Origin of the sequence: Fluviicola sp., from assembly GCF_039596395.1 — a bacterium.
Lineage (GTDB): Bacteria > Bacteroidota > Bacteroidia > Flavobacteriales_D > Crocinitomicaceae > Fluviicola.
On the sequence record NZ_JBCNJT010000002.1, the window covers coordinates 1,092,444 to 1,113,363 of the forward strand.

Consider the following 20,920-nt stretch of genomic DNA (forward strand, 5'->3'; position numbering starts at 1 on the left):
AAATATCGGCAGGGACGCGCTACATCGCGTCCCTTTTTATTTCCCACAGATTTATTAGTTATTTGAAAACGATTTTTTCAGGTTTCCGCATGTGGTTCTTAAACACTTGGCTTCTCAGGTAATCTGTTTCCAGGAACACAAAATGAGGAACCACGCGCAATTTCGCCTTGCAATCTTCTATAATCTGGTTCATCACCGGATGATGTTCGATCCGGTTTTCCAACAGAATGGTAATCGTATCGTGACCCAGGTAGTCTTTTGCGACTTCAATTTTGTAGCAGCTCACTTCCGATCTACTGTCGAAAATCTCGTATATGGAAGGAGGGAAAATAGTTGTTCCCTTGAATTTGATCATTTGGTTCTTACGACCTAAAATAGGTCCGATACGCGGAGACGTTCTGCCGCAGCTGCACGTTTCCCGGTATACACGGGCAACATCGCCGGTTTTGTAGCGGATAAGCGGAGTTCCCTCAGTTCCCAGGGTCGTAATCACAATTTCCCCTTTTTCACCGCTTGGAACTTCCTGTCCTTCTTCGTCCAGTACTTCCAGGTAAATCAGGTCTTCATTCAAATGTCCGCCCTGGTGGGAAGTACATTCGGTAAAAGCAGCGCCCATTTCCGTAGATGCATACGTAGAAAACAGTTCGATATTCCAGTCAGCGTGAATGCGTCTGGCCAATACGTTTTCCGATAAATCGTCCTCGCGGATCGGTTCTCCGATACAAATGGCGGCACGCACAGAAGTTTGATTCATGTCAATGCCGTTTTGCTTCGCATAGTCGATGAGGTTTATCAAAAAACTGGGAACGGCAATCAGGATCGTAGGTTTGTTTTCCAGGATGGAATTCCATTGCAACGCCGGCACTCCCGGACCAATGCGGATCATTCCTGCATTCAGTTCCTGAACGCCTAAATAATATGCGAGTCCGGCCATGAATTGCTTGTCGATCGTGGTCATCAGCTGAAAGAGATCTCCTGCTTTCGCACCGGTCAGTTCAAAGGATTCCTTTTCATTTTTTGCCAGGCGTACCAAATCTTTTTTGGTGAGGTAGATCGTAACCGGTTTCCCGGAAGTGCCGGAAGTAGTTACATATTCTGCCACCTGGCTTGCAGGAACACACAGGAAATCGCGGTTGTTTTGCGATAAATCTTCTTTGGTGGTGAATGGAAGTGACCGGAAATCTTCCCAATTCAATGCACTGTTCGAAAAATGCCTTTGATAAAACGGAGCATGATTGACTGCATAACGAATTGTGTTAACTACTTGCTCTGAGATCTTGCTATTTTCCATTTTTCCGGCATTCTTTGATCAAACTTCGCAATTCTTCTTCAATCTGCGGTGCAGCAACGTGTTTTGTCAACGCAATTTGGTACGAATTTATGGCTTTTTGGTACTGTTTTTTCTTCTGGAAGTACTTTCCTAATTGCTCATACGTGACATAAGACTCCGAATTGTTTGCAATGAACTGATCGATTTCTTTCGGAGAAAGATCCAGCGGTTTATCAAACATCAGGTAAGCGGAAATATCCTGTTTAACGGTCTTGAATGCTTTGAATTTACGGTACGCACCGGAAGTCAGGAACGGATCCGGGGCAATGGTGTCTGTCAGTTGAATATGTTTGGTTTGGAATGTCTTTTTCAGGTCATACCCCAGGAACGGCCCCAATTGGTAATCCGAACTGGAAATATAGTACATCCTGCTTTCCGGCTGCATCACTACAGCGTGGTGCGCTTGCAACTGATTGATCGCTCTAGGATTTCCCATTCCGAGCGTATCGCTTCCAAAACTATACTGATCTCTAAGGATTGTGGCAGCGGTGTTCTTATTTAATGCAGACGGCTTACTCAGCAATTGCTGCATGCGTTCAAACCGGTATTTGGAATCGCTGTTGGCAAGATTCTTTACGTTTGCCTGGTCTTTTTTGAAAACATCCGACTGGTAATGGTTTGCGCACACCAAAACATCGGTTTTACTTTCGTAAACGCCCAGTTTTTTGGGAGATTTTTCAATCAAAATAGCCTTTCCGTCTTCTGCAGAAGAAACCATGAGTGTTTCGGATACAAACGTATGCCGCTTTTTAGCGATGGCTACTGCTTCGTCGGTATTTTTCGCATACTGAAGAATCTCGCGTGCAAGCAGGGAAATCGGCATTTTGGAGCTCGTTGGCAAATCGGATTTGGAAGCATTGATCGTAACCGTCAGTCCTTTTTCATTCATCCCGGAAGCTACTCCCGTAAATCCTGCCCAGGAATAGGAAGTAAACTTATATCCTTTGCTCGGATTGACAAAAATCACCAGTTTGTTCTTCGCAAAATCATCACCTACATAGAAATCGAAATTCCGGCCCACCAGTAATTCCCGATTCGCACTTTTTTGGCCTTTTACCACGAAAGAAGTACAACCCACAACGCTGTAATCATTCAATGCGTGCCCAATATCGTGTGCAGCATGATAATTCAGGATGCGTGTGTATTTAGAAGAAATGTAATCGTAACGGTCCGAAAAAGCCAGTGAAATTCCGTAAATCTCCTGCTGGTTCTCCAGCGGAATATTTTCCGGTAAATCGCTGTTGAAGAATCCGACCATCAGTTTAATGACGTGTCTCCACATTTTGTTCGGGAGGAAGTTGTTGATCTGTCCCACAAAAATATCTTCCTGCTCCTGGACCAGCTCTTTAGCCAATTTCCCATAGATAACGCCTCTTTCGTAAGGTTCGCCTTCCAGGTACATTTCCCAAACGCCGTATTGATTCTTTTTCAGGTAGGAATTTCCAAGTACATAATGATCTTTTCCGACCTGTCTGCGCTCGCCGACATGGATTTCCGGAACTTCAGGTGTGTCAATCTGGGCGTTGAACAGAATAATCGTAAATAACACGAAAATAAATGCGAAAAGTAACTCTGTCGGAATCCAAATGAGACGGAATAGGTATTTTAAGAGGATTTTGATCACGCTTATTCAATAATTGAGTACAAATATACGCTATTTTTGAGCGGAATGTCAGTGATTTCAACCGCGTTAAACGATGATAAGCATAATTAACAGTCAAAATTCTACCCTGGCTTATTTCAGACAGGAAGATTACGATCAGATGATTGCGAAAGGCATCAGCAAACGCGCTGTGGAAAAAGGCGGTGTTCAGGCTCTGCTGAAAGAGTTGGGTCACAGTGATCCGGAAATTGCCTACAAAGAAACCGGACAACCTTATTTGGTGCAAAAACCCGGATTATTCCTGTCAATCTCCCATGCAAAAGGATGGTTTGCCGTGAGCGTGGGTTCCGAACCGGTTGGAATTGACATTCAACCGTTTTCTGCACGATTGAAACAGGGACAGGATTATTTCCGGAATGAACGGGAACTTACATTCGCCGAAGATGAAATTGCACTGCATTTGATTTGGGGAGCCAAAGAGGCTTTTTACAAATGGAAAGAAGGGCAGATCCCGGATTTGAAAGAAGAAGTGACACTGATTTCAGCATCGAATGAACGTTTGGTGCTTGAATTTGAATCGCAGCAATACGAACTGGGTTTTCGGATTATGGAGGATGTTTTCCTGGTTTTCACGCTTTAAAAGCATCTTTTTTCGAATCACTGAACAGATTCCCGGATAAATCAGGTAATAATCATACATTTGGAGCGTTATTAATGCTACCTATGAAAACAGCAATTTTTGGAATAATACTCATAACAACCCTGGGGGCCTGCAAAAAGGACTATAACTGTTCCTGCGATTATTATGCGGAAGGAGAATACCAGATGTCGGATGAGACGAAGATAACTGCAACGAAATTCAAAGCCAAGAAGGAGTGCAAGGATCTGAACAGCGACGTGAGTCTGAGCTTTGGGGGAAATATGTACCACGCTGAACGGAAATGCAGCCTGAAATAATTTTTTAATACCTTTGAGAAAGCTGTTTGTCTGTTTCACAGGCGGGTAGCTTTTTGTTTGTTATGAGACATTTGATCTTTTCCCTCAGTTTGTTTTTGTGCTTTTCTTCCCGGGCGCAGGTTTTTCACATTCCGGATACTTCCGCTTTGCTGGTAAAAACAACCAGTCAATCTCCGGCACATTGGTACATCGAGGTTTTTTCGGATATCTCTACAGATACAGTGCTGAGATGGAAAGCGACTCATTTCGATAATGTTCCGGTGCAATGGCAGATCTCCATGGATGATCAAACTACTTTTCATGCAAACGTCCAGGTAGGAGATAGCGGAGATTTTAATTTATTGGCAAACCAGGCTTTTGCAACCAAACTGATTATCGGTGCGATGCTGAACGGAACTCCGGGACACGGCATTTGTTACTTCGACGTGTACGATCCCGATAATGCTTCCGTTATTCAGGAAATTAGCTATGAATTCATTGTGACACCTTCCACGAATGCAATTACCGAATTAAACGAAGCTTCTTTCCTGGAATGGAAAGAGGGAATCTTAAAGGTAAAGGATGAACGTGAAGCAGTATTTCAGGTTTCCGATTTATCCGGAAGAATAGCTGTACAAAACAAACTAACCAATCAGTTGAACATTTCCGACTTGCCGAAAAATCAGGTTTTATTGATTCAAGTAAAACTTGATAACAAGCAGGCTATCATTAAGATTTACAATTAATAGTAAAATTTACTCTTCTACTTCCAGGATTTTATCGGCTAAAACAGAACTAAGTTTATAATAGCTTTCGGTTGTCCATCCTCCTACATGTGGTGTCAACAAAATCTGGTCGGATTCCAACAGGAATTTCAATTGCTCATTATCTGTTTGATCAAAGAGCTGCTCGAAAGATTTCTTTTCAAATTCGTTCACGTCCAATGCAGCTGCTTTCGTTGTTCCTTTTAAAATAGATTCGATTAAACATTTAGTTTCAACTATTTTTCCTCGTGATAAATTAAGGAGGTAAATTGGCTTCCCGAGAGCATCGAAGAATTCCTGGTTCGCGAAATAAATGGTTTCTTCGTTTTGAGGAATGTGGAAAGAAATCACATCTGATTTACGCAAAAGAGCTTCCAGGGTCGCTTCGATTACGAAATCATCGCCGAAACCCGTTTTGTATTTATCGTAGGCAAGCAAGGTGATGTCAAATCCGCGCAATTTTTTGGCAAACGCTTTCCCGTTATTTCCATAGCCAATAATCCCGACCGTTTTTCCGTCTAATTCTTCTCCGCGGTTTCCTTCCCGGTCCCAAATCCCGTTTTTTACGTCCCGGTTTGCCGTGTGGATTTTATTCATCAGGGATAATAGCATACCCAACGCATGTTCACCCACTGCATTCCGGTTTCCTTCCGGGGCGTTGTAAAGTTGAATTCCACGTGAAGCGCAATAAGCTTCATCAATATTTTCCATTCCGGCACCGGATCTGGCAATGAACTGCAGAGCAGGAGTAAATTTCAGGAAGGATTCATCCATGGTGAAGCGGGAACGGATCACGATACCATGTGCATCACCGAGTTGCGATTCGCACTGTTCCCTGGTCCAGTCATGAGCTTCAATGCATTCGTATTCGCCGCTTTGTGTGAGTCTTTCGGAAAGAATAGGGTGCACGGTATCAAGAAAGAATACTTTTTTCATGGAGTGCATTTAGTATTCCGAAAATACTTTTTATTCTTTAATGGGTTTTACTAAGAACTGTAAAATTATCTTGAAAACCTGTTCGATCACGGAAAGGTTGGTTCTGTCGGTGGTGCCCAGGTAATCATTGATCAAATTAACGGGACGCAGGTTTTCGCCTGTTTTTTCAAGGTTTAGCTTGATCTTTTGGGCATGAATTTCACGCTCCAGTTTCAGGATTTGAAGATCCAGTTCAATTTCTTCAAATGACGAATATATTTGTGGCTTCTTTTCCATCAGTCCTTAAAAAAAAGTTTAGAAAATGTGCGTAAGATGTACCTTTCAATAAATTTAAGGCGCAGAAACAGGATTAAAAGGACCAAAATGAAATAACCGCCGGCTATGATCAAAAATCCAAGTGCCGGACTATGAAGCGCGTCTCCGATTGCCAGTGCAGCAGCGATAGACCCGAATAAAAAAGTGATCAACAGGAAGAAACCAACCAGTATCAGCTTGACAATCGTGCGGGTCGATTTCATAATGAATTGGAATCCCCACAACTTATAATATTGTACCGTGCTTTCTACGTAAGCTTTGGTTTCCTCCTGGACCTTACGAGTACTCTCTTTTAGTTCTTCAAATGCCATTTGATTAACCCTTAGCTGCTGAAGCTGCTGTTGATGCAGCTTTTTGAGCACCTTTTTTCAACGTTTCTAATTTTTCTTCCAGTAAGGAAATTAATTCATCTTTTTCATGAATGCCGCTTGAAATCGCTTTATCCAAAAATTCGCTGATGTCTTCGCCGGCGTTTTCTGCCTTGCGCTGCAATAATTGCGTTAATTCCTGGAATTTATCCAACAAACCGTCTTTTCCTTTATCCAGTTGATCTTTCAACTTCTGACGGGTATCAGATCCTTTTTCAGGGGCTAATAAAATTCCGATACCTGCTCCAACTACAGCACCTGCAAGGAGTCCTACGATGATATTGTTACTTGACATGATACTTTGTTTTATGTGTTCCTAATAAATGTAGCCAAAAAAATAAGCGACCGAACAAGTCGGCGAATCTTTTAACTTTAATTTTCAGTTTGAGTCGAAAGGTAAAAGCCACGAATTCACGAATTTTTAGCTCGGCTAACGCGCTCGACACTTTAAAGGACAAAACGTTTGTATTTCAAGCTGTCTTCGTTGAAATTGATCATTAGACCAAGCGGAAGATCCGAAACTGCTAAATAGTTAATTACCTGTGCATAATGTGATTTGGTAAGTCGGCTTACAGATTTTACTTCGAGAATAATGGAGTCAAGAACTACAAAACCCGCATAAAAATAGTGCGGTAAAATAATGTCTTTGTAATGAACCTTAAATTCTTTCTCCCGTACAAAAGGAATTTTGTTTATCCTGAACTCATATTCCAAGGCGTCTTTGTAAACAATCTCTGAAAAACCATGTCCTAGATTTCGGTGGACCTCCATGCAAATGCCTATAATCTCATAAGCTTCGCTCTCTAATATTAAATGCTTCATTCACTTTAAGTTAGTGAAAAACATCTTTTCAAACAAGCACTTAAAATATAAAAAAAGCGAGCGTGTTAGCCAAGCCAAATTCGTGAATTCGTGGCTACTGGCTATTTCAATTCCGACATCACGAAACTGCTGTTTACCTGCCCGATATGCGGGATACGTGAAAGCTGGTTCTTCAGAAAGTCGTGGTAAACCTCCATATTCGCAACCTCAATCATGAGCATATAATCTGTTGCTCCTGCCACGTGATAGGCGTTAATGACTTCCTGCAATTCCCGGATCGCGGTTTCAAAAACGTCAATTCCTTCTTTTTCATGGCTTTTTAAACTCACCTGGCAAACAACCTTTAACTCCTTCCCAACTGCTTTCCGATTAATAAGAGCGGTATAACCTTGTATGACTCCCATCCGCTCCAGGCGTTTGATGCGTTCAAAAGTAGGAGTAACGGACAAGCCGATTTTACCGGCTACTTCTTTGTTATTCATCTTTCCGTTTGACTGGAGAAGTGCAATAATTTGATGATCGATCGAATCTAATGCGGACATATCGAAGCGTTTTTGAGAAAAAAATTCTGGTTCGAGCAGTTAAAACCGTAAAAAACAGAATGATTGTTCTTCATTTTCTATAAATATAGAATAATATTCTGTTAATGGTGAATGAAACCAAATTTGATTTTACTTAGCGGCGCTCTTAGCAGATAAAACTCTGAATGCTAACGAATTTTGAGATGACTGCGAAAAAGCGAAATGTTAAAAGAGCTTTGTTTTTAGTTGGTTTGTATCCTGATTTTAAACAGGATAAAAATATCTCCGCAAAAATTTAACAAACGTCCACACAACGTTATTAAATTTTCACCGTCGTAGAAGATGGAAGTGGGAAATTGAAATTGATTAATCACAAAAACAAGAACCCCATTTAGACACCACAGTCTAAATTACTACTGCGTTAAAACCCGGTTGACGAAATTCGGCCGGGATTTTTTATGGTGTTTCGTCCCCTTTTGTGATCCATTTCCCTATTTTTTCAGAGAAGCGAATACTGGTTCTGTCGACCCATTTGTAGTAAAAATGCGAAATCACCAGGGTTACGAGCATACAACTACCGAATGCAATCAGGAAAGGAACAAAGTAAGTTCCCGGTTTCCAGCACATTTCGAAGACATAAAAACCAAGCGAACACATCACCGGTAAGTGGATCAGGTAGAACGAAAAGGAAATTTTTCCCAGGTAAAGAAAAGGTTTGATCGAAAAGAAACGAGTCAGGGTTTTGTCAAAGCAAATCACCAACAGGATACAAAAAGCTCCGACCACGTGGAAAATGTTGTAACCGCTTGTCCAGCTCCAATCCAGCCAGCGCCACATGCTTTCCTGTGTGTGAAAGCCCATGGGGAATGAACTGAAATAAACTCCGGCGGCCAACAGCAGGATCTTGATAAGCATTCCTTTATATCCTTCCGGAAATGAAAAACCGTCTATAAAAAGCCGGCTGATCAGCGATCCGAGTATAAAAGCAGCGTAAAATTGTTTGTCGGTTAACAGGATCGCCACTCCAACAACCACATGAAGCAACATGGTTCTTTTGGAATTCCCGGCCAAAGCCAAAAAAGAGAATAGGAGTAAAGAACCCAGGAATTCAATGGTCATCGTCCATAGAACAGCGTTGTAGCGGTTATCATTATTCAAAAATACGTCCAGGAACATGTTCTTCAAAACATCACCCGGGCCTTTTATGCCACTAAACAATCCTCCGAGCCATTCTTCCGACTTCGTCATTGTTCCCGCAGACTGATTGGTGAAAAGTCCGCATACATGAAGCATATAGCAGAGAAGTATGGAACCGGCAACCGGAAGAAACAACCGGAAATAGCGTTTTGCGGCATAATCCGTCAGCAATTTACGGCTTCCGGAAAGGTGAAATTTATAGCTGAGCACAAAACCACTTAAAACAAAGAAGATCGAAACCGCGAATCCTCCGTTGAAGAAAATATTCAGCGGCGTTTTGGCAATCAGCAATTCCGTTGATCCGTCTCCCAGGTGAATTTTCCCGGGATCCAGGTAATTAATAGCCGGAAAGAACGCCAATGCGAAATGATGCAACACAACAATCAGCATCGCCACGCCGCGCACACCATCCAGGAAACCCAGTTTGTTTTTTTGAGATTCGGTATTCATTCGCGGCTAAAGTATAAATAAATTGGCTGGGATGGATTGTAGGTCTTTGGTCAGTCACGGAGATTTAATTTCTTAATCCGGGAACGAATTGCCCCGTTGGTCCTTCCAAAATAGTTTGACAGTTCTTTGATGTTGGTTCCCCGGGCAAACAGTTCGGAAAGCTCGGAATCAAAATCATCCGTCCAGGGTTTGTATGCATCGGCATGTCTCGTCCTGAATTCCTCCACAGAATAACTTTTGGAAGCCGGAACGGAAAGTGTACCGGAAGGATTATCAAACAGTTCTTCTTCTACTTCTTCGGGAACTTCGGATCTCAAAACATGGATTGTTTCCGAATTCTCAAAAGATTGAAACGAAGTTGGGATGAACTTCAATGGTATAAACAATTGGTTCCTGGTGCGGGTGATCGCAACATACAACAAGTTGATTTCTTCCGTGAGTTTGGTATAACTGAAATTTTCTTTTTTCAGATCGACGGCAGTTTTCTTTACCTTTTCTTCGTAGATGAAATCATTTGCCAGTTCAATCGAATCGTATTCCATTCCCTTGCACCGGTGAACGGTTGAGAAAATCATTTCAGCTTGTTCCTTGTCATCACCCGTCAGGTGTTTTTCTTTAATCAGTTTAATAATCTTCGGAATTTCATTGTCGTATCGCTTCACGATTTCTACCATCATCCCTAATTCCATGTCTTCGGTTTTGGAAATATATTCTTCCAGTTCTTTCATGGATTGCATTTCCCGGATCAGTTTGTCTTTAATCATGCCTCTTTTGTTGTTGTGCAGGTTCAAAACATCATAAAGTGACGCACCGTCTTCGGCATAAGTGTAAGAATGGAAATTTCCCTCGAAGTAGATATTTTGAATCGCTTTGTTTTCCGTGACATACTCTATGGCCTTCAGCAGCAACCCGAGATTCGTACGTGCAATGATTGCTTTAGACTTCACTTCCGTCCTTTTTCCGTCGCCAATGATGGACAACTGATTCGTGAGATCCAGGAACTTTTTCCAGCCCAAAACACTCATGGCTAAATCCGCGATTTCCTGGTTGAACCGGAAACTGGCAGACAGAAAACGCGTTTGATAATCTGCTTTTTCCAGTGAGTTGACGGCAAATCTCCAACTGTAGATTTGCTGGTGCGTATCGCCAACAATGATTTTTGTTGCCGATTGTTTAAAGAAAACGTCCAGCATAGCGGCTGATGCGTCCTGTCCTTCATCGAACAGAATATAGTCGTAATGAAGTTTAGGGTTAGACAATTGGAATTTCTTTAGGTAGAAATCATGGGTAATTTCAATCTTGCCTTGCTCCATTTTGAGAAACAAGTTGATGGTTTGTTTCTGGATGAATGTATAGTGAGTCCTGACAAATGCTTTTGCTTTCGGATCAGCTACAATTTCCAGGTAATTCAACTCTTCGATGCGTTGTTTGTCGCTATTGCAAAAGTAGGAGAAGAACTTCTTAATGTGATTGGCCAGTACAAATTCAGAATGCTTTTCATCGTTTCCGGTTATTCCGAGAATCTCTGCAATCTCATGAATTTTATAACCGAAAGCATTGATCCTGTAGTTGCTGTTCATCACAACATTCCGGTAGGCCAGGGAGTGAGCGGTTTCAACAGTTACGTTCTTCAATCCGTGCTGCAGGAATTTTTTCTTTGCATCCAGTTTGACGGATTTGTTAAATGCCAGATAAAGAATAGCCGATTTCGGATTCCGGGTTTTGGCATATTCAATAATCGTAGTAGTTTTTCCTGATCCGGCAACGGCGTTGATTTTTAAGTTACCGCTTTCCTTCAGGATGACTTCTTGCTCGGAAGTTAATTTCATAAAGTGAATAGTTAAAAAATTTAGTTATCCGGAGGGTTTTTGTCATTTCAACACGATGATTAACAACCCTTTCTTTATTTAAGTTCAGAAATGTTTCCGAAAAAACCAAGTACTTGTTCAAACAAATAGATACGATTGATGCCTACAATAGGAATATAGACCACATAGTTTTGATTTAAAAAACAGAGAACAATCATGTGCTAATATTCTATATGCTTCTACTTAGAATAATGCTTGTTTTCGTAAAATGGATCGTACTTCATAGATGAGTCGATACTGCGGAGAAAACCCAATTACACGACTGTGGATTGAGAGATCTATTGGGATCGTTACCCGCCCTTCTAATTGCGAGAAGAAAGTAAAAGCCTTCCGTTTCGGTTACTTAGTCCGAAAAGTGCTTTCCATTTGGGATCCTGATCCCTTCTTTTCGTGAATAAGTCCGAAAGGGAAGGCTGCTTGAACGCCGTAATTGGGTTAAGGCATTTTTGCTTACTTTTTTTGCCTTGGAAGAGCCTGTTTTGCAGGCGAAGACGAACAGCAACAAACGTTAGTGCGAAAGCTGAAGGTAAAGTAAGAGGAATTTCTCCCTATCTTCGCGTACAAACTTTCAAAACAAACAGAGCAGCAATGAGCACACATTCCAAACTTCAGATTTACAACAGCCTTTCAGGTGAAAAAGAAGCCTTTAAGCCGATTATTGACGGTAAAGTTGGAATGTATGTTTGTGGACCGACGCTCTACAGCGAACCGCACATGGGAAACATGCGCACCTTCATCAATTTCGATTTGATCTATCGCTATTTGATGTATGTGGGCTATCAGGTGAAATATGTCAGAAATATTACCGACGCCGGACACATTACCAATTCTGCCGGTGAAGCAGTTGATTCCATTGGAAAAGCTGCTCGCATGGAACAGGTTCAATCATTGGAGATTGTTTACAAGTACAATGTGAAATTCCAGGATTTACAGCGCATTTACAACATGCTTCCCCCGGCTATCGAACCAACGGCAACCGGACATATCCAGGAACAGATCGAAGTGATCGAGAAGATTATTGAAAACGGATTCGCTTACGTGGTAAACGGTTCCGTGTATTTCGATGTACGCGCTTACAGTGAGAAATTCGAATACGGAATACTGAGTGGCCGCAAGGTCGACGAACTGGCTGAAGAAACACGCGAACTGAATGCACAGGACGAAAAACGCTTCTTTGCGGATTTCGCTTTGTGGAAAAAGGCAAACCCGGATGATATGCAAATCTGGCGCTCACCATGGGGAGACGGAAATCCGGGCTGGCACATCGAATGTACGGCAATGAGCACCAAATACCTGGGAGACAAATTCGATATCCACGGTGGTGGTTTGGATTTGAAATTCCCGCACCACGAAGACGAAATTGCACAGAGCTGCGGTTCTGTCGGGGTTAGTCCGGCGAATTACTGGATGCATGCAAACATGTTGAATGTAAACGGGCAAAAAATGTCCAAATCGTTGGGGAATTATTTCCTGCCGAAGGAAATCGTGGATGGAACGACGGAAGTGTTTGATAAACCGTATTCTCCGCAGGTGATCCGTTTCTGCATGATGCAGGCGCATTACCGCAGTACATTGGATTTCACTCCGGACTCGCTGAATGCAGCTGAAAAAGGATTTACCCGTTTATCCGAAGCCTTTGAGAAATTAGGTTCTCTGGAAACAAAGGGAGAATCTTCCCAGGATGTGCAGGCGCTGGTCGCTTCGTTCTACAAAGCAATGGATGACGACTTTAATGCGCCGATGCTGGTAGCAGGGTTGTTCGAAGCGGTGAAATACATCAATACCATTTCAGACGGAACAGCAACCATTACTGCTGCTGATCTGGAATTGCTGTCCAAAGAATTCACCGGATTTGTATGCGACGTACTTGGTTTGACGATTGAAAAATCATCTGCCGGAAATGATGCGGCATTGACAACGGTCATGGACTTAGTGCTGGATATGCGTAAAGATGCCCGGGAGAACAAGGATTGGAGCACTTCGGATAAAATCAGGGATCGCCTGGCAGAAGCCGGAATCGTGGTGAAAGACGGGAAAGACGGCGTAAGCTGGACGGTGAAATAGACTTATTGGACTTTAAGACATCAGGATATTATGATTTTAGGACTGGATTGCAATCTGAGTCCTAAAATCCTGAAGTCTTAAGATCCTGATATCCAAATGGAGCATTTCGGAAAAGCATACAAACTCTGCAGTCGGAAAACAATCGACAGTCTCTTCAAGGAGGGAAAGCAATTGCGTGCATTTCCATTGAGTGTTTATTACCTGGAAGCGGAAATCGTTGAAAAAGTTCCGTTCCAGGTTGTGATCTCTGCCCCGAAACGCCAGTTCAAGCGGGCACACGACCGAAATTATGTGAAACGCTTGATCAAAGAAGTGCTTCGGAAAGAAAAACAGCCGTTGGAAGATTTATTGAACACTTCGGGAAAACAACTCGCTCTTTTTATCGTTTATACGAATAAGGAAATTTTGACGTACCCGGAACTGGAAAAATGTATGCGGAAACTGCTCGGGAAACTCATTGCGGACCTGCAGACAGAAGCATAAAAATCAGCAACATTCATCCGGTGACCAACCCATTCGTCAAAAAACCTAAAAAATCAAGCCGGGTAACTAATCTTTCGGTATTTTTACCAGCTTGCAATCCATTTTACGGAATGGTTTTTGAAAGTCATTATCAAAATTTGATCAGCAATATGAAGCAATTCTTGCATGTTTTCGCCCTGATAACCATCTTAATTGGTTTCAATTCCCCGCTAAAAGCACAATCTAACGGATTCGAAGAAATCAAGTCCATGGAATTGATGGACCTCATTTTCCAGCAGTTGGAAACCAACTACGTGGATGAGATCAAACCGGGAGAAATGAGCAAAACCGCTATCGATGCCATGCTGAAGCAGCTGGACCCGTATACCGTTTATTACCACGAATCGAATATGGAGGATTACCGCATGATGACCACCGGACAATACGGCGGAATTGGTGCTTTGATCCGTAAAATGGGAGATTATACCTACATCGCAGAACCTTATGAAGGAAAACCTGCTCAATTGGCTGGTGCAATGGCCGGAGACAAAATCCTTTCCATTGATGGAAAAGACATGAAGGGAAAACCAAGCGATGAGGTTTCGGATGGTTTGCGCGGGCCAAAAGGTTCTACCATTCAATTGCGCGTGGAGCGTGCCGGACAGGAAAAAACCATTTCCATTACACGAGATGAGATCAAACTGGCAGACGTTCCTTATTTCGGGATGCTGAACAACGGAACAACCGGTTACATCAAACTAAACAGCTTTACACAAACTGCTTCGGCAGAAGTGATTGCAGCATACGGAAAATTGAAGCAGCAGGGAATGAGCAACCTGATTCTGGACTTGCGCGGAAATGGTGGAGGTTTGCTGATCGAAGCGGTGAAAATCGTAAATATTTTCGTGAAGAAAGGTCAAACCGTAGTTACCACCAAAGGACGTATTCCGGAGGAGAACAGAACCTATGCGACTTCAGCCGATGCATTGGATTTGAATATTCCGCTGGTTGTGCTGGTTGACGGAGGATCCGCTTCCGCTTCGGAGATTGTTTCGGGAAGTTTGCAGGATTTGGACAGAGCGGTAATTATCGGGGAAAACTCTTACGGGAAAGGATTGGTGCAGCGTACATTTGACCTGAAATACGGATCAAAAATCAAGCTGACCATCTCAAAATACTATACACCATCCGGTCGTTGTGTACAGCGTTTGGAATACTACGACAAAGAATTGGGCGAGAAACCGAAAGCGATTGCAGATTCCCTGTTGAAGACATTTACAACGGCAAATGGCCGTAAAGTAATCGACGGACGTGGAATCGAACCGGATATCGTTGTGGAAAAAGACGATTATTCGCGCTTGCTGTTGATGCTGGTAAGCAACAACGTTATTTTCAATTTTGCTACCGATTACAAACGTTCCCACGAAACAATCGCTCCGGCGAAATCATTCCAGTTGAGCAAAGCAGATTACGATGCATTCAAAGCATATGCCCTGAAACAGGATTTCACCTATTCAACCGCTTCCGAAGAACAATTGGAGCGCATGAAGAAAACCGCTGAAGACGAAGGCTATTTTGAAGACATCAAATCCGATTACGAACAATTGTTATCCAAAGTAACACCTTCCAAGGAGCGTGACCTGGATAAATTCAAAGATGAGATCACAGAAATTTTATCCAGTGAGATCGTATCGCGTTACTATTATCAAAACGGTCGTGCAGAGCAGGCATTCCAGTATGACCTGGATGTTCAGAAAGCATTGGAAGTTCTTTCAGATCCTAAAAGAGTAAATACTATTCTCGGAAAATAAGCGTTATCGATTTATATAGCGATTACTTATGCTGGATAAACTGACCGGGAAATCCGTTCATTACTATATTCAATTGGTTGCAATGATGGGAATTGCAGCAGGGTTGCCCTTCAGCAAGATTCCTCTTTCCATTGGAACGATGCTTTTAGGTCTCAATGTAATTCTCCTTTGGGATTGGAAAACGGTTTGGAAAAACTGGAGTTCGAACCGCTGGCTTTGGTTGCTCTTCGCGTATTTCGCCCTGGAATTGCTTTCGGTTCTATGGACAACGGATAAACACGAAGCCTGGAACATGATCCGCCGGGAATTGACTCTTTATGCCATTCCGTTGACCATCATTGCTATTCCGCTCACGGATTTCAAACATTACAAATGGGTCGTTTTGACCTTCCTGGTAGCTGTTTTCCTGTCGAGTTTCATCAATACCGGAACTTATTTTCACTGGTGGGGCTCCAAAGTTTACGACGATATCCGAAGTCTTTCCCTGTTCGTTTCGCACCTGCGTTATGCCATGATGATTATCCTTGCAGTGGTTTTTTGTGCGGCCTGGTGGATCCGGAAATTTCCTTACCGCTGGATTGCCGTTTTATTGGCTGCCTGGTTCATCTACTACACCATCCTTTCCCAAATCTGGATGGGAGTTTTTACCCTTTCCGGGGTAGTCTTGATGATGTTCTGGTTTAAAGTAAAATCGATTCGCACGCTTTGGATCAAACGGACATTTATTGCGTCGTTCAGTGCCTGTATCCTGTTCGTGGGAATTTTCCTGTATATCAACCTGCAACCCACTCCGCATAAGATGCAGGTGAAAAGGGAAGATTACGGTAAGAAAACAGTAAATGGGAACGAATACACCTTTGACCTGATCTGGAAGATTAATTGGGAAAACGGTTATCCCGTACAAGCATTTATTGCGGACGGAGAACTGGAGAAAGAATGGTCCAAAGCATCCGCTGTAAATTACCGGACAGGAGTGGATTTAAAAGGAAACCCGATCCGGAATATTCTCTGGAGATATATGACCTCAAAAGGATTGCGGAAGGATTCCGTCGATTTTCAGAAAATGAGCAAACAGGACATCCGGAATGTGGAATTGGGCTTTGCTTCCGTGGAAATGGCAAAAGGAGGGATTTCAGCGCAATTGTACCGTATGCGCGGTCAGCTCAGCAACGCGGAGGACCCGAACGGAAAATCGCTCCTGGAAAAAATCGAATCGCTTAAAGCCGGGATTACAATCATCCGATCGCATCCACTGATCGGTGTGGGAATCGGAGACATGAAAACCGCTTTTGCCCAAGCCTACAAGACCAATCATTCCAAATTAACGCTTGAAAACCAGCATTTGACCCACAACCAATTCCTGACAACCTGGATAGCTGCCGGAATAATTTGTTTTTGTGCTTTTGCTGCGTTGTGGTTTATTCAGCTTGCAACTGCGTTGCGTATCAATGCGTTCGAATGGACCGGATTTTTGGTCATTACCATGCTTTCATTCCTGATCGAAGATACCTTGCAAACACAGACCGGTGTTTCATTCGTAGCCTTCTTCTTCGCGTTCTTCATTACCGGCAGAAAGATTTTATACAGAGGTTAATTGCAGCGGCGAAAAATTTTTCATCCCTGCAAATTTCCAGTGAAGATGGATTTAATAATTGCGTAATCTGCAAGGGGTTGCTTCTTGGATTTGAAAGCCTTACTTTTGCACCAAAATTGAGTATCCATGCGTTTTGAACTAACGAAAGAATTTCTGGAGCGCATCCGACAAGCTATCTCGTCGGAGGATGATCAATGGATCAAACAGCACATTACCGATCTTCACTTTGCGGATATTGCCGAAATCATGGATGAGTTATCCATGGAGCAATCCAAATACCTCTATTATCAATTGGATGAAGAGCTTCAGGCCGACGTTCTGATGGAATTGGAGGAAGAAGTAAGGGACCGTTTCCTGGCTTCTTTATCGTCTAAGGAAATGGCTGAGCAATTGGAGAACCTGGATTCTGATGATGCTGCCGATATCCTTGGAGAACTTCCGGATGAAAAGATCCAGGAGGTTATTTCCCAGATGGAGGACGACGATGCCGCAGATGATATCGTAGACCTCTTAAATTACGACGAAGACACGGCCGGAGGTTTGATGCAAAAGGAATTCATCCAGGCAAAACTCGAATGGCCAGTGAACCGTGCATTGGTCGAACTCCGCAGACAAGCAGAGGACGTGGAGCAGGTTTATACGATTTACGTCGTGGATGATCTCAATAAATTAGTGGGAGTACTTTCCCTCAAACGCTTGCTTTTCGCCAGTCCGAAAACCCCGATCCGGGACCTGTACGAAGGAAAAAACCTGATTTTCGTTACCACCAGCGATTCTTCCGAGAAGGTTGCCAAGGTGATGGAAAAATACGACCTGGTTTCTGTTCCCGTGGTGGATTTGCAGGGTAAATTGGTAGGCCGCATTACCATCGATGACGTGGTGGATGTGATCAAGGAAGAAGCGGACAAGGATTTCCAGTTGGCTTCCGGTATCTCGGAAAAAGTAGAATCCAATTCAAGTGTTTTCCGGATTTCAAGAGCGCGTTTGCCGTGGCTTTTAATCGGAATGCTGGGCGGAATCCTGAGTGCTCAGGTTATTTCGCGGTTTGAAACGAATATCACACACCTTCCTGCGCTGGCATTTTTTATCCCACTGATCACAGCGATGGGAGGAAATGTAGGAGTTCAATCTTCCGCAATTGTAGTGCAATCACTGGCGCGCGGAAACGATCCGTTTGACAGTATCCTTTCGAAAGTCGGAAAGGAAGCCATCGTAGGTTTGGTAAACGGGCTGCTGTGCTCTTCCCTGATTTTCGGTATATCCTATTTCTTCAATGATTACCGCCTGGCACTCGTAGTAAGTATTTCTCTTTTAACAGTGACCATTTTTGCAGCGATTTTCGGTACCATGATCCCGCTCGTTCTGAACCGGTACAAAATTGATCCTGCCCTGGCAACAGGTCCCTTTGTTACTACCACGAATGATGTCCTGGGACTGTTTATCTATTTTACAATAGGACTTTTGCTTTTAAATTAATTAACTGGTTTCCAGTTTTTTGTAATTTAATTTCAAATAAATTTCATTTTTTTTCACGTTGCAGAAATCCAAAACTTTTTTCAGGTCGTAACTGAGTCAAATTATTTAATTCAAAACTTGACGATTATGAAAAAGGTATTATTATCAATTGCGTTAGTAGCTTCAACAGCTTTATTTTCAAATTCATTTGCTCAAACTGTAATGGTTGGTGGTGAATCAATGTACCCGGCAAAGAACATTGTGGAGAATGCAGTGAATTCAAAAGACCACACAACATTGGTTGCAGCGGTTAAGGCAGCAGGTTTGGTTGAAACATTACAGGGAAAAGGCCCGTTCACGGTTTTCGCTCCGGTAAATGACGCATTTGAAAATCTTCCGGCTGGAACAGTAGAAACTTTGTTGAAACCAGAGAACAAGGCAACATTGACAAAAGTATTGACTTATCACGTGGTTGCCGGAAAAATGGATTTCAATACCATTGCGGCAGCTATTAAAAAAGGAGGAGGAAAAGCAGAAATGATGACTGTTTCCGGAGGTAAATTGTGGGCGATGATGAACGGAGATCACAACATTACGATCAAAGACGAAGCAGGAAACGTGGCAAACATCTCTACTTACGATGTGTACCAATCAAACGGTGTGATTCATGTAGTAGACAAAGTGTTGATGCCTAAAATGTAATTGACTCAGTTAAACGTCCAAACGAATCGAAATTAGAGTTACGGCTTAATAAATTCAGGACATACCGGCTAACTCATAGCAAAAAGACCCCGGCTTTCGCAATATTTTGAATGCCGGGGTTTTTCTTTCCCATAAAAGGAGATTGAACGAATCGAAACCGGTACCAACTTTTCTCCTGATTTTCAGTTTAAGTGAGTTGGGTTTTAGAAAGTACACAGACTTGCGGCCTCACAAAAATGGATTGCTTACCTTTGTGAAAAATTTCCCGCATGACATTTCACGATCTGAATATCAAAAAACCGATATTAACGGCTTTAGACGAACTTGAATATACAACACCGACCACCATTCAGTCGGCTGGATTTTCAGTGATGATGTCCGGAAAGGATGTGATCGGATTGGCGCAAACGGGAACGGGAAAAACGCTGGCTTACCTGCTTCCGATGCTTTCTTTGTGGAAATTTTCCAAAGAACCGCACCCGCAGATACTGATCATTGTTCCGACCAGGGAATTGGTTGTTCAGGTGGTGCGGGAAGTTGAAAAACTGACGCCTTACATGAATGTGGTTGTAGGCGGAGTGTATGGTGGAGCGAATATCAATACCCAGGCAGCAATGGTGTTGCAGGGATTGGATGTTCTGGTGGGAACGCCCGGCCGTATTTTCGACCTCACAGCCAACGGGTCTTTACAACTGAAGAATGTCAAAAAAGTGGTGATCGATGAGGTGGATGAAACCCTGAACTTAGGTTTCAGGCCGCAGTTGATGCGCATTTTTGAGTTGCTTCCGGAAAAAAGACAAAACCTGTTGTTTTCGGCAACACTTTCGGAAGAGGTAGAAACATTCCTGGATAATTATTTCGATAACCCGATCCGGGTGGAGGCTGCCCGTGCGGGAACTCCGTTGGAGAAAATCAAACAGGACGCGATTTCAGTTCCGAATTTTACTTCCAAGGTAAACTTGTTGAAATACTTGCTGGAAGAAAATAAGGACATGACCAAAGTGCTTGTTTTCGTTTCTTCACGCGTTTTAGCCGAAAAATTATTTGACGAACTGGAACCTCTTCTCCAGATTGAACTGGGAATTATTCACTCACAAAAAGCACAGAATTTCCGTTTCAATACAGTCAATCACTTTGAGAACGGAATTTACCGGGTGTTGATCGCAACGGATCTGATTGCGCGTGGTATCGACGTGACGGATGTGACACACGTCATCAACTTTGATATTCCGGATAACGTGGAGAATTACATCCACAGGATCGGTAGAACTGGTCGCCAGGACAAAGAAGGTCATGCGATTAGTTTTGTTTCGGAAAAGGACAAGGTGTTTTTCGGGCAGATTGAAGCATTTATGAATAAGCAGGTAGCTATTACTGAATTCCCGGAGGAAGTGGAATTGTCAGAACTGGTACTGGAGTTTGAGAAGCCACAGGTGGCTATGAAGAATACCCTGGTGAAAACGCCTGCCAAAGATGAGGCCGGACCTGCATTCCACGAAAAGAAAGCCAAAAACAAAAAGGTGAATGTGCGCTACAATCACAAGAAAGCCATGCAGGAAAAGTATGGAAAGCCGAAGAAGCGCGGGAGCAAGAAGAAATAGTGCTGCCTTCGACTCCGCTCAGTCACCGTATTTCAACTAACAGGAGCATACTGAGGGACTAAAAAATTTTCTGAAGTGGAAGACGGATATGAATTGAAAGGAGACTGAGCGGAGTCGAAGT

At 42.9% G+C, this 20,920-nt stretch carries 20 protein-coding genes; 10 read left to right on the forward strand and 10 right to left on the reverse strand.

The features are described 5' to 3' along the window. Window positions 1–58: 58 nt before the first annotated feature. Together ABDW02_RS13635 and ABDW02_RS13640 are read right to left on the reverse strand one after the other, a co-directional pair. On the reverse strand, window positions 59–1,291 hold the full coding sequence (locus ABDW02_RS13635) for an AMP-binding protein (RefSeq protein WP_343635316.1): 1,233 nt from the start codon (window positions 1,289–1,291) through the stop codon (window positions 59–61). After that, complete coding sequence (locus ABDW02_RS13640) at window positions 1,281–2,954, reverse strand: C45 family peptidase (protein ID WP_343635318.1); 1,674 nt, start codon at window positions 2,952–2,954, stop codon at window positions 1,281–1,283. Before ABDW02_RS13640 ends, ABDW02_RS13635 begins: the two co-directional genes overlap by 11 nt. 73 nt (window positions 2,955–3,027) lie before the next feature. On the opposite strand from ABDW02_RS13640, the gene ABDW02_RS13645 reads away from it, so the two are divergent. The 3 genes from ABDW02_RS13645 (at window position 3,028) to ABDW02_RS13655 (ending at window position 4,615) form a co-directional block, all read left to right on the forward strand. Continuing rightward, entirely contained in the window at window positions 3,028–3,573 is a 546-nt protein-coding gene (locus ABDW02_RS13645) for a hypothetical protein (RefSeq protein WP_343635320.1), read from the forward strand. Window positions 3,574–3,656: 83 nt separating this feature from the next. After that, window positions 3,657–3,890, forward strand: a complete 234-nt coding sequence (locus ABDW02_RS13650; RefSeq protein ID WP_343635322.1) for a hypothetical protein — start codon at window positions 3,657–3,659, stop codon at window positions 3,888–3,890. A gap of 62 nt (window positions 3,891–3,952) precedes the next feature. Next, window positions 3,953–4,615 (forward strand): hypothetical protein, encoded by a 663-nt coding sequence (locus tag ABDW02_RS13655; protein ID WP_343635324.1) that lies wholly within the window; start codon window positions 3,953–3,955, stop codon window positions 4,613–4,615. 9 nt (window positions 4,616–4,624) lie between these two features. On the opposite strand, the gene ABDW02_RS13660 is transcribed toward ABDW02_RS13655, so the two are convergent. From ABDW02_RS13660 to ABDW02_RS13695, 8 genes are all read right to left on the reverse strand, one after another. Further along, the gene (locus ABDW02_RS13660) at window positions 4,625–5,569 is read right to left on the reverse strand and encodes an NAD(P)-dependent oxidoreductase (protein WP_343635326.1); all 945 of its coding nucleotides are present in this window, start codon (window positions 5,567–5,569) and stop codon (window positions 4,625–4,627) included. A gap of 30 nt (window positions 5,570–5,599) precedes the next feature. Further along, entirely contained in the window at window positions 5,600–5,845 is a 246-nt protein-coding gene (locus ABDW02_RS13665; RefSeq protein WP_343635328.1) for a DUF6327 family protein, read from the reverse strand. Beyond that, the gene (locus tag ABDW02_RS13670; RefSeq protein ID WP_343635329.1) at window positions 5,845–6,195 is read right to left on the reverse strand and encodes a competence protein; all 351 of its coding nucleotides are present in this window, start codon (window positions 6,193–6,195) and stop codon (window positions 5,845–5,847) included. Before ABDW02_RS13670 ends, ABDW02_RS13665 begins: the two co-directional genes overlap by 1 nt. Window positions 6,196–6,199: 4 nt before the next feature. Next, window positions 6,200–6,547 carry a YtxH domain-containing protein gene (locus ABDW02_RS13675; RefSeq protein WP_343635331.1) on the reverse strand — a complete coding sequence of 116 codons (348 nt, stop codon included), beginning with the start codon at window positions 6,545–6,547 and terminating at the stop codon, window positions 6,200–6,202. A 152-nt stretch (window positions 6,548–6,699) separates the two neighbouring features. Then, window positions 6,700–7,074, reverse strand: coding sequence for a GxxExxY protein (locus ABDW02_RS13680; RefSeq protein WP_343635333.1), 375 nt, complete (start codon window positions 7,072–7,074; stop codon window positions 6,700–6,702). A 101-nt stretch (window positions 7,075–7,175) separates the two neighbouring features. Continuing rightward, complete coding sequence (locus ABDW02_RS13685) at window positions 7,176–7,616, reverse strand: Lrp/AsnC family transcriptional regulator (protein ID WP_343635335.1); 441 nt, start codon at window positions 7,614–7,616, stop codon at window positions 7,176–7,178. A 435-nt stretch (window positions 7,617–8,051) separates the two neighbouring features. Further along, window positions 8,052–9,242 carry an acyltransferase gene (locus tag ABDW02_RS13690; RefSeq protein ID WP_343635337.1) on the reverse strand — a complete coding sequence of 397 codons (1,191 nt, stop codon included), beginning with the start codon at window positions 9,240–9,242 and terminating at the stop codon, window positions 8,052–8,054. A 50-nt stretch (window positions 9,243–9,292) separates the two neighbouring features. Continuing rightward, window positions 9,293–11,071, reverse strand: coding sequence for a UvrD-helicase domain-containing protein (locus ABDW02_RS13695; protein ID WP_343635339.1), 1,779 nt, complete (start codon window positions 11,069–11,071; stop codon window positions 9,293–9,295). 627 nt (window positions 11,072–11,698) lie between these two features. Between ABDW02_RS13695 and cysS the strand changes: the two genes are divergently transcribed. From cysS to ABDW02_RS13730, 7 genes are all read left to right on the forward strand, one after another. Continuing rightward, window positions 11,699–13,174, forward strand: coding sequence for a cysteine--tRNA ligase (gene cysS, locus ABDW02_RS13700; RefSeq protein WP_343635341.1), 1,476 nt, complete (start codon window positions 11,699–11,701; stop codon window positions 13,172–13,174). A 96-nt stretch (window positions 13,175–13,270) separates the two neighbouring features. After that, window positions 13,271–13,657 carry a ribonuclease P protein component gene (gene rnpA, locus ABDW02_RS13705; RefSeq protein WP_343635343.1) on the forward strand — a complete coding sequence of 129 codons (387 nt, stop codon included), beginning with the start codon at window positions 13,271–13,273 and terminating at the stop codon, window positions 13,655–13,657. 149 nt (window positions 13,658–13,806) lie between these two features. Next, window positions 13,807–15,447 carry a S41 family peptidase gene (locus tag ABDW02_RS13710; RefSeq protein WP_343635345.1) on the forward strand — a complete coding sequence of 547 codons (1,641 nt, stop codon included), beginning with the start codon at window positions 13,807–13,809 and terminating at the stop codon, window positions 15,445–15,447. 28 nt (window positions 15,448–15,475) lie between these two features. Continuing rightward, window positions 15,476–17,041: an O-antigen ligase family protein gene (locus ABDW02_RS13715; protein WP_343635347.1), complete on the forward strand. Its 1,566-nt coding sequence runs from the start codon at window positions 15,476–15,478 to the stop codon at window positions 17,039–17,041. Between the two features lie 126 nt (window positions 17,042–17,167). Further along, entirely contained in the window at window positions 17,168–18,517 is a 1,350-nt protein-coding gene (mgtE, locus tag ABDW02_RS13720; RefSeq protein ID WP_343635349.1) for a magnesium transporter, read from the forward strand. A 126-nt stretch (window positions 18,518–18,643) separates the two neighbouring features. Next, entirely contained in the window at window positions 18,644–19,198 is a 555-nt protein-coding gene (locus ABDW02_RS13725; RefSeq protein ID WP_343635351.1) for a fasciclin domain-containing protein, read from the forward strand. 269 nt (window positions 19,199–19,467) lie between these two features. Then, a complete protein-coding gene (locus ABDW02_RS13730; protein WP_343635353.1) occupies window positions 19,468–20,799 on the forward strand; it encodes a DEAD/DEAH box helicase in 1,332 nt (443 codons plus the stop codon). Window positions 20,800–20,920: the final 121 nt, after the last annotated feature.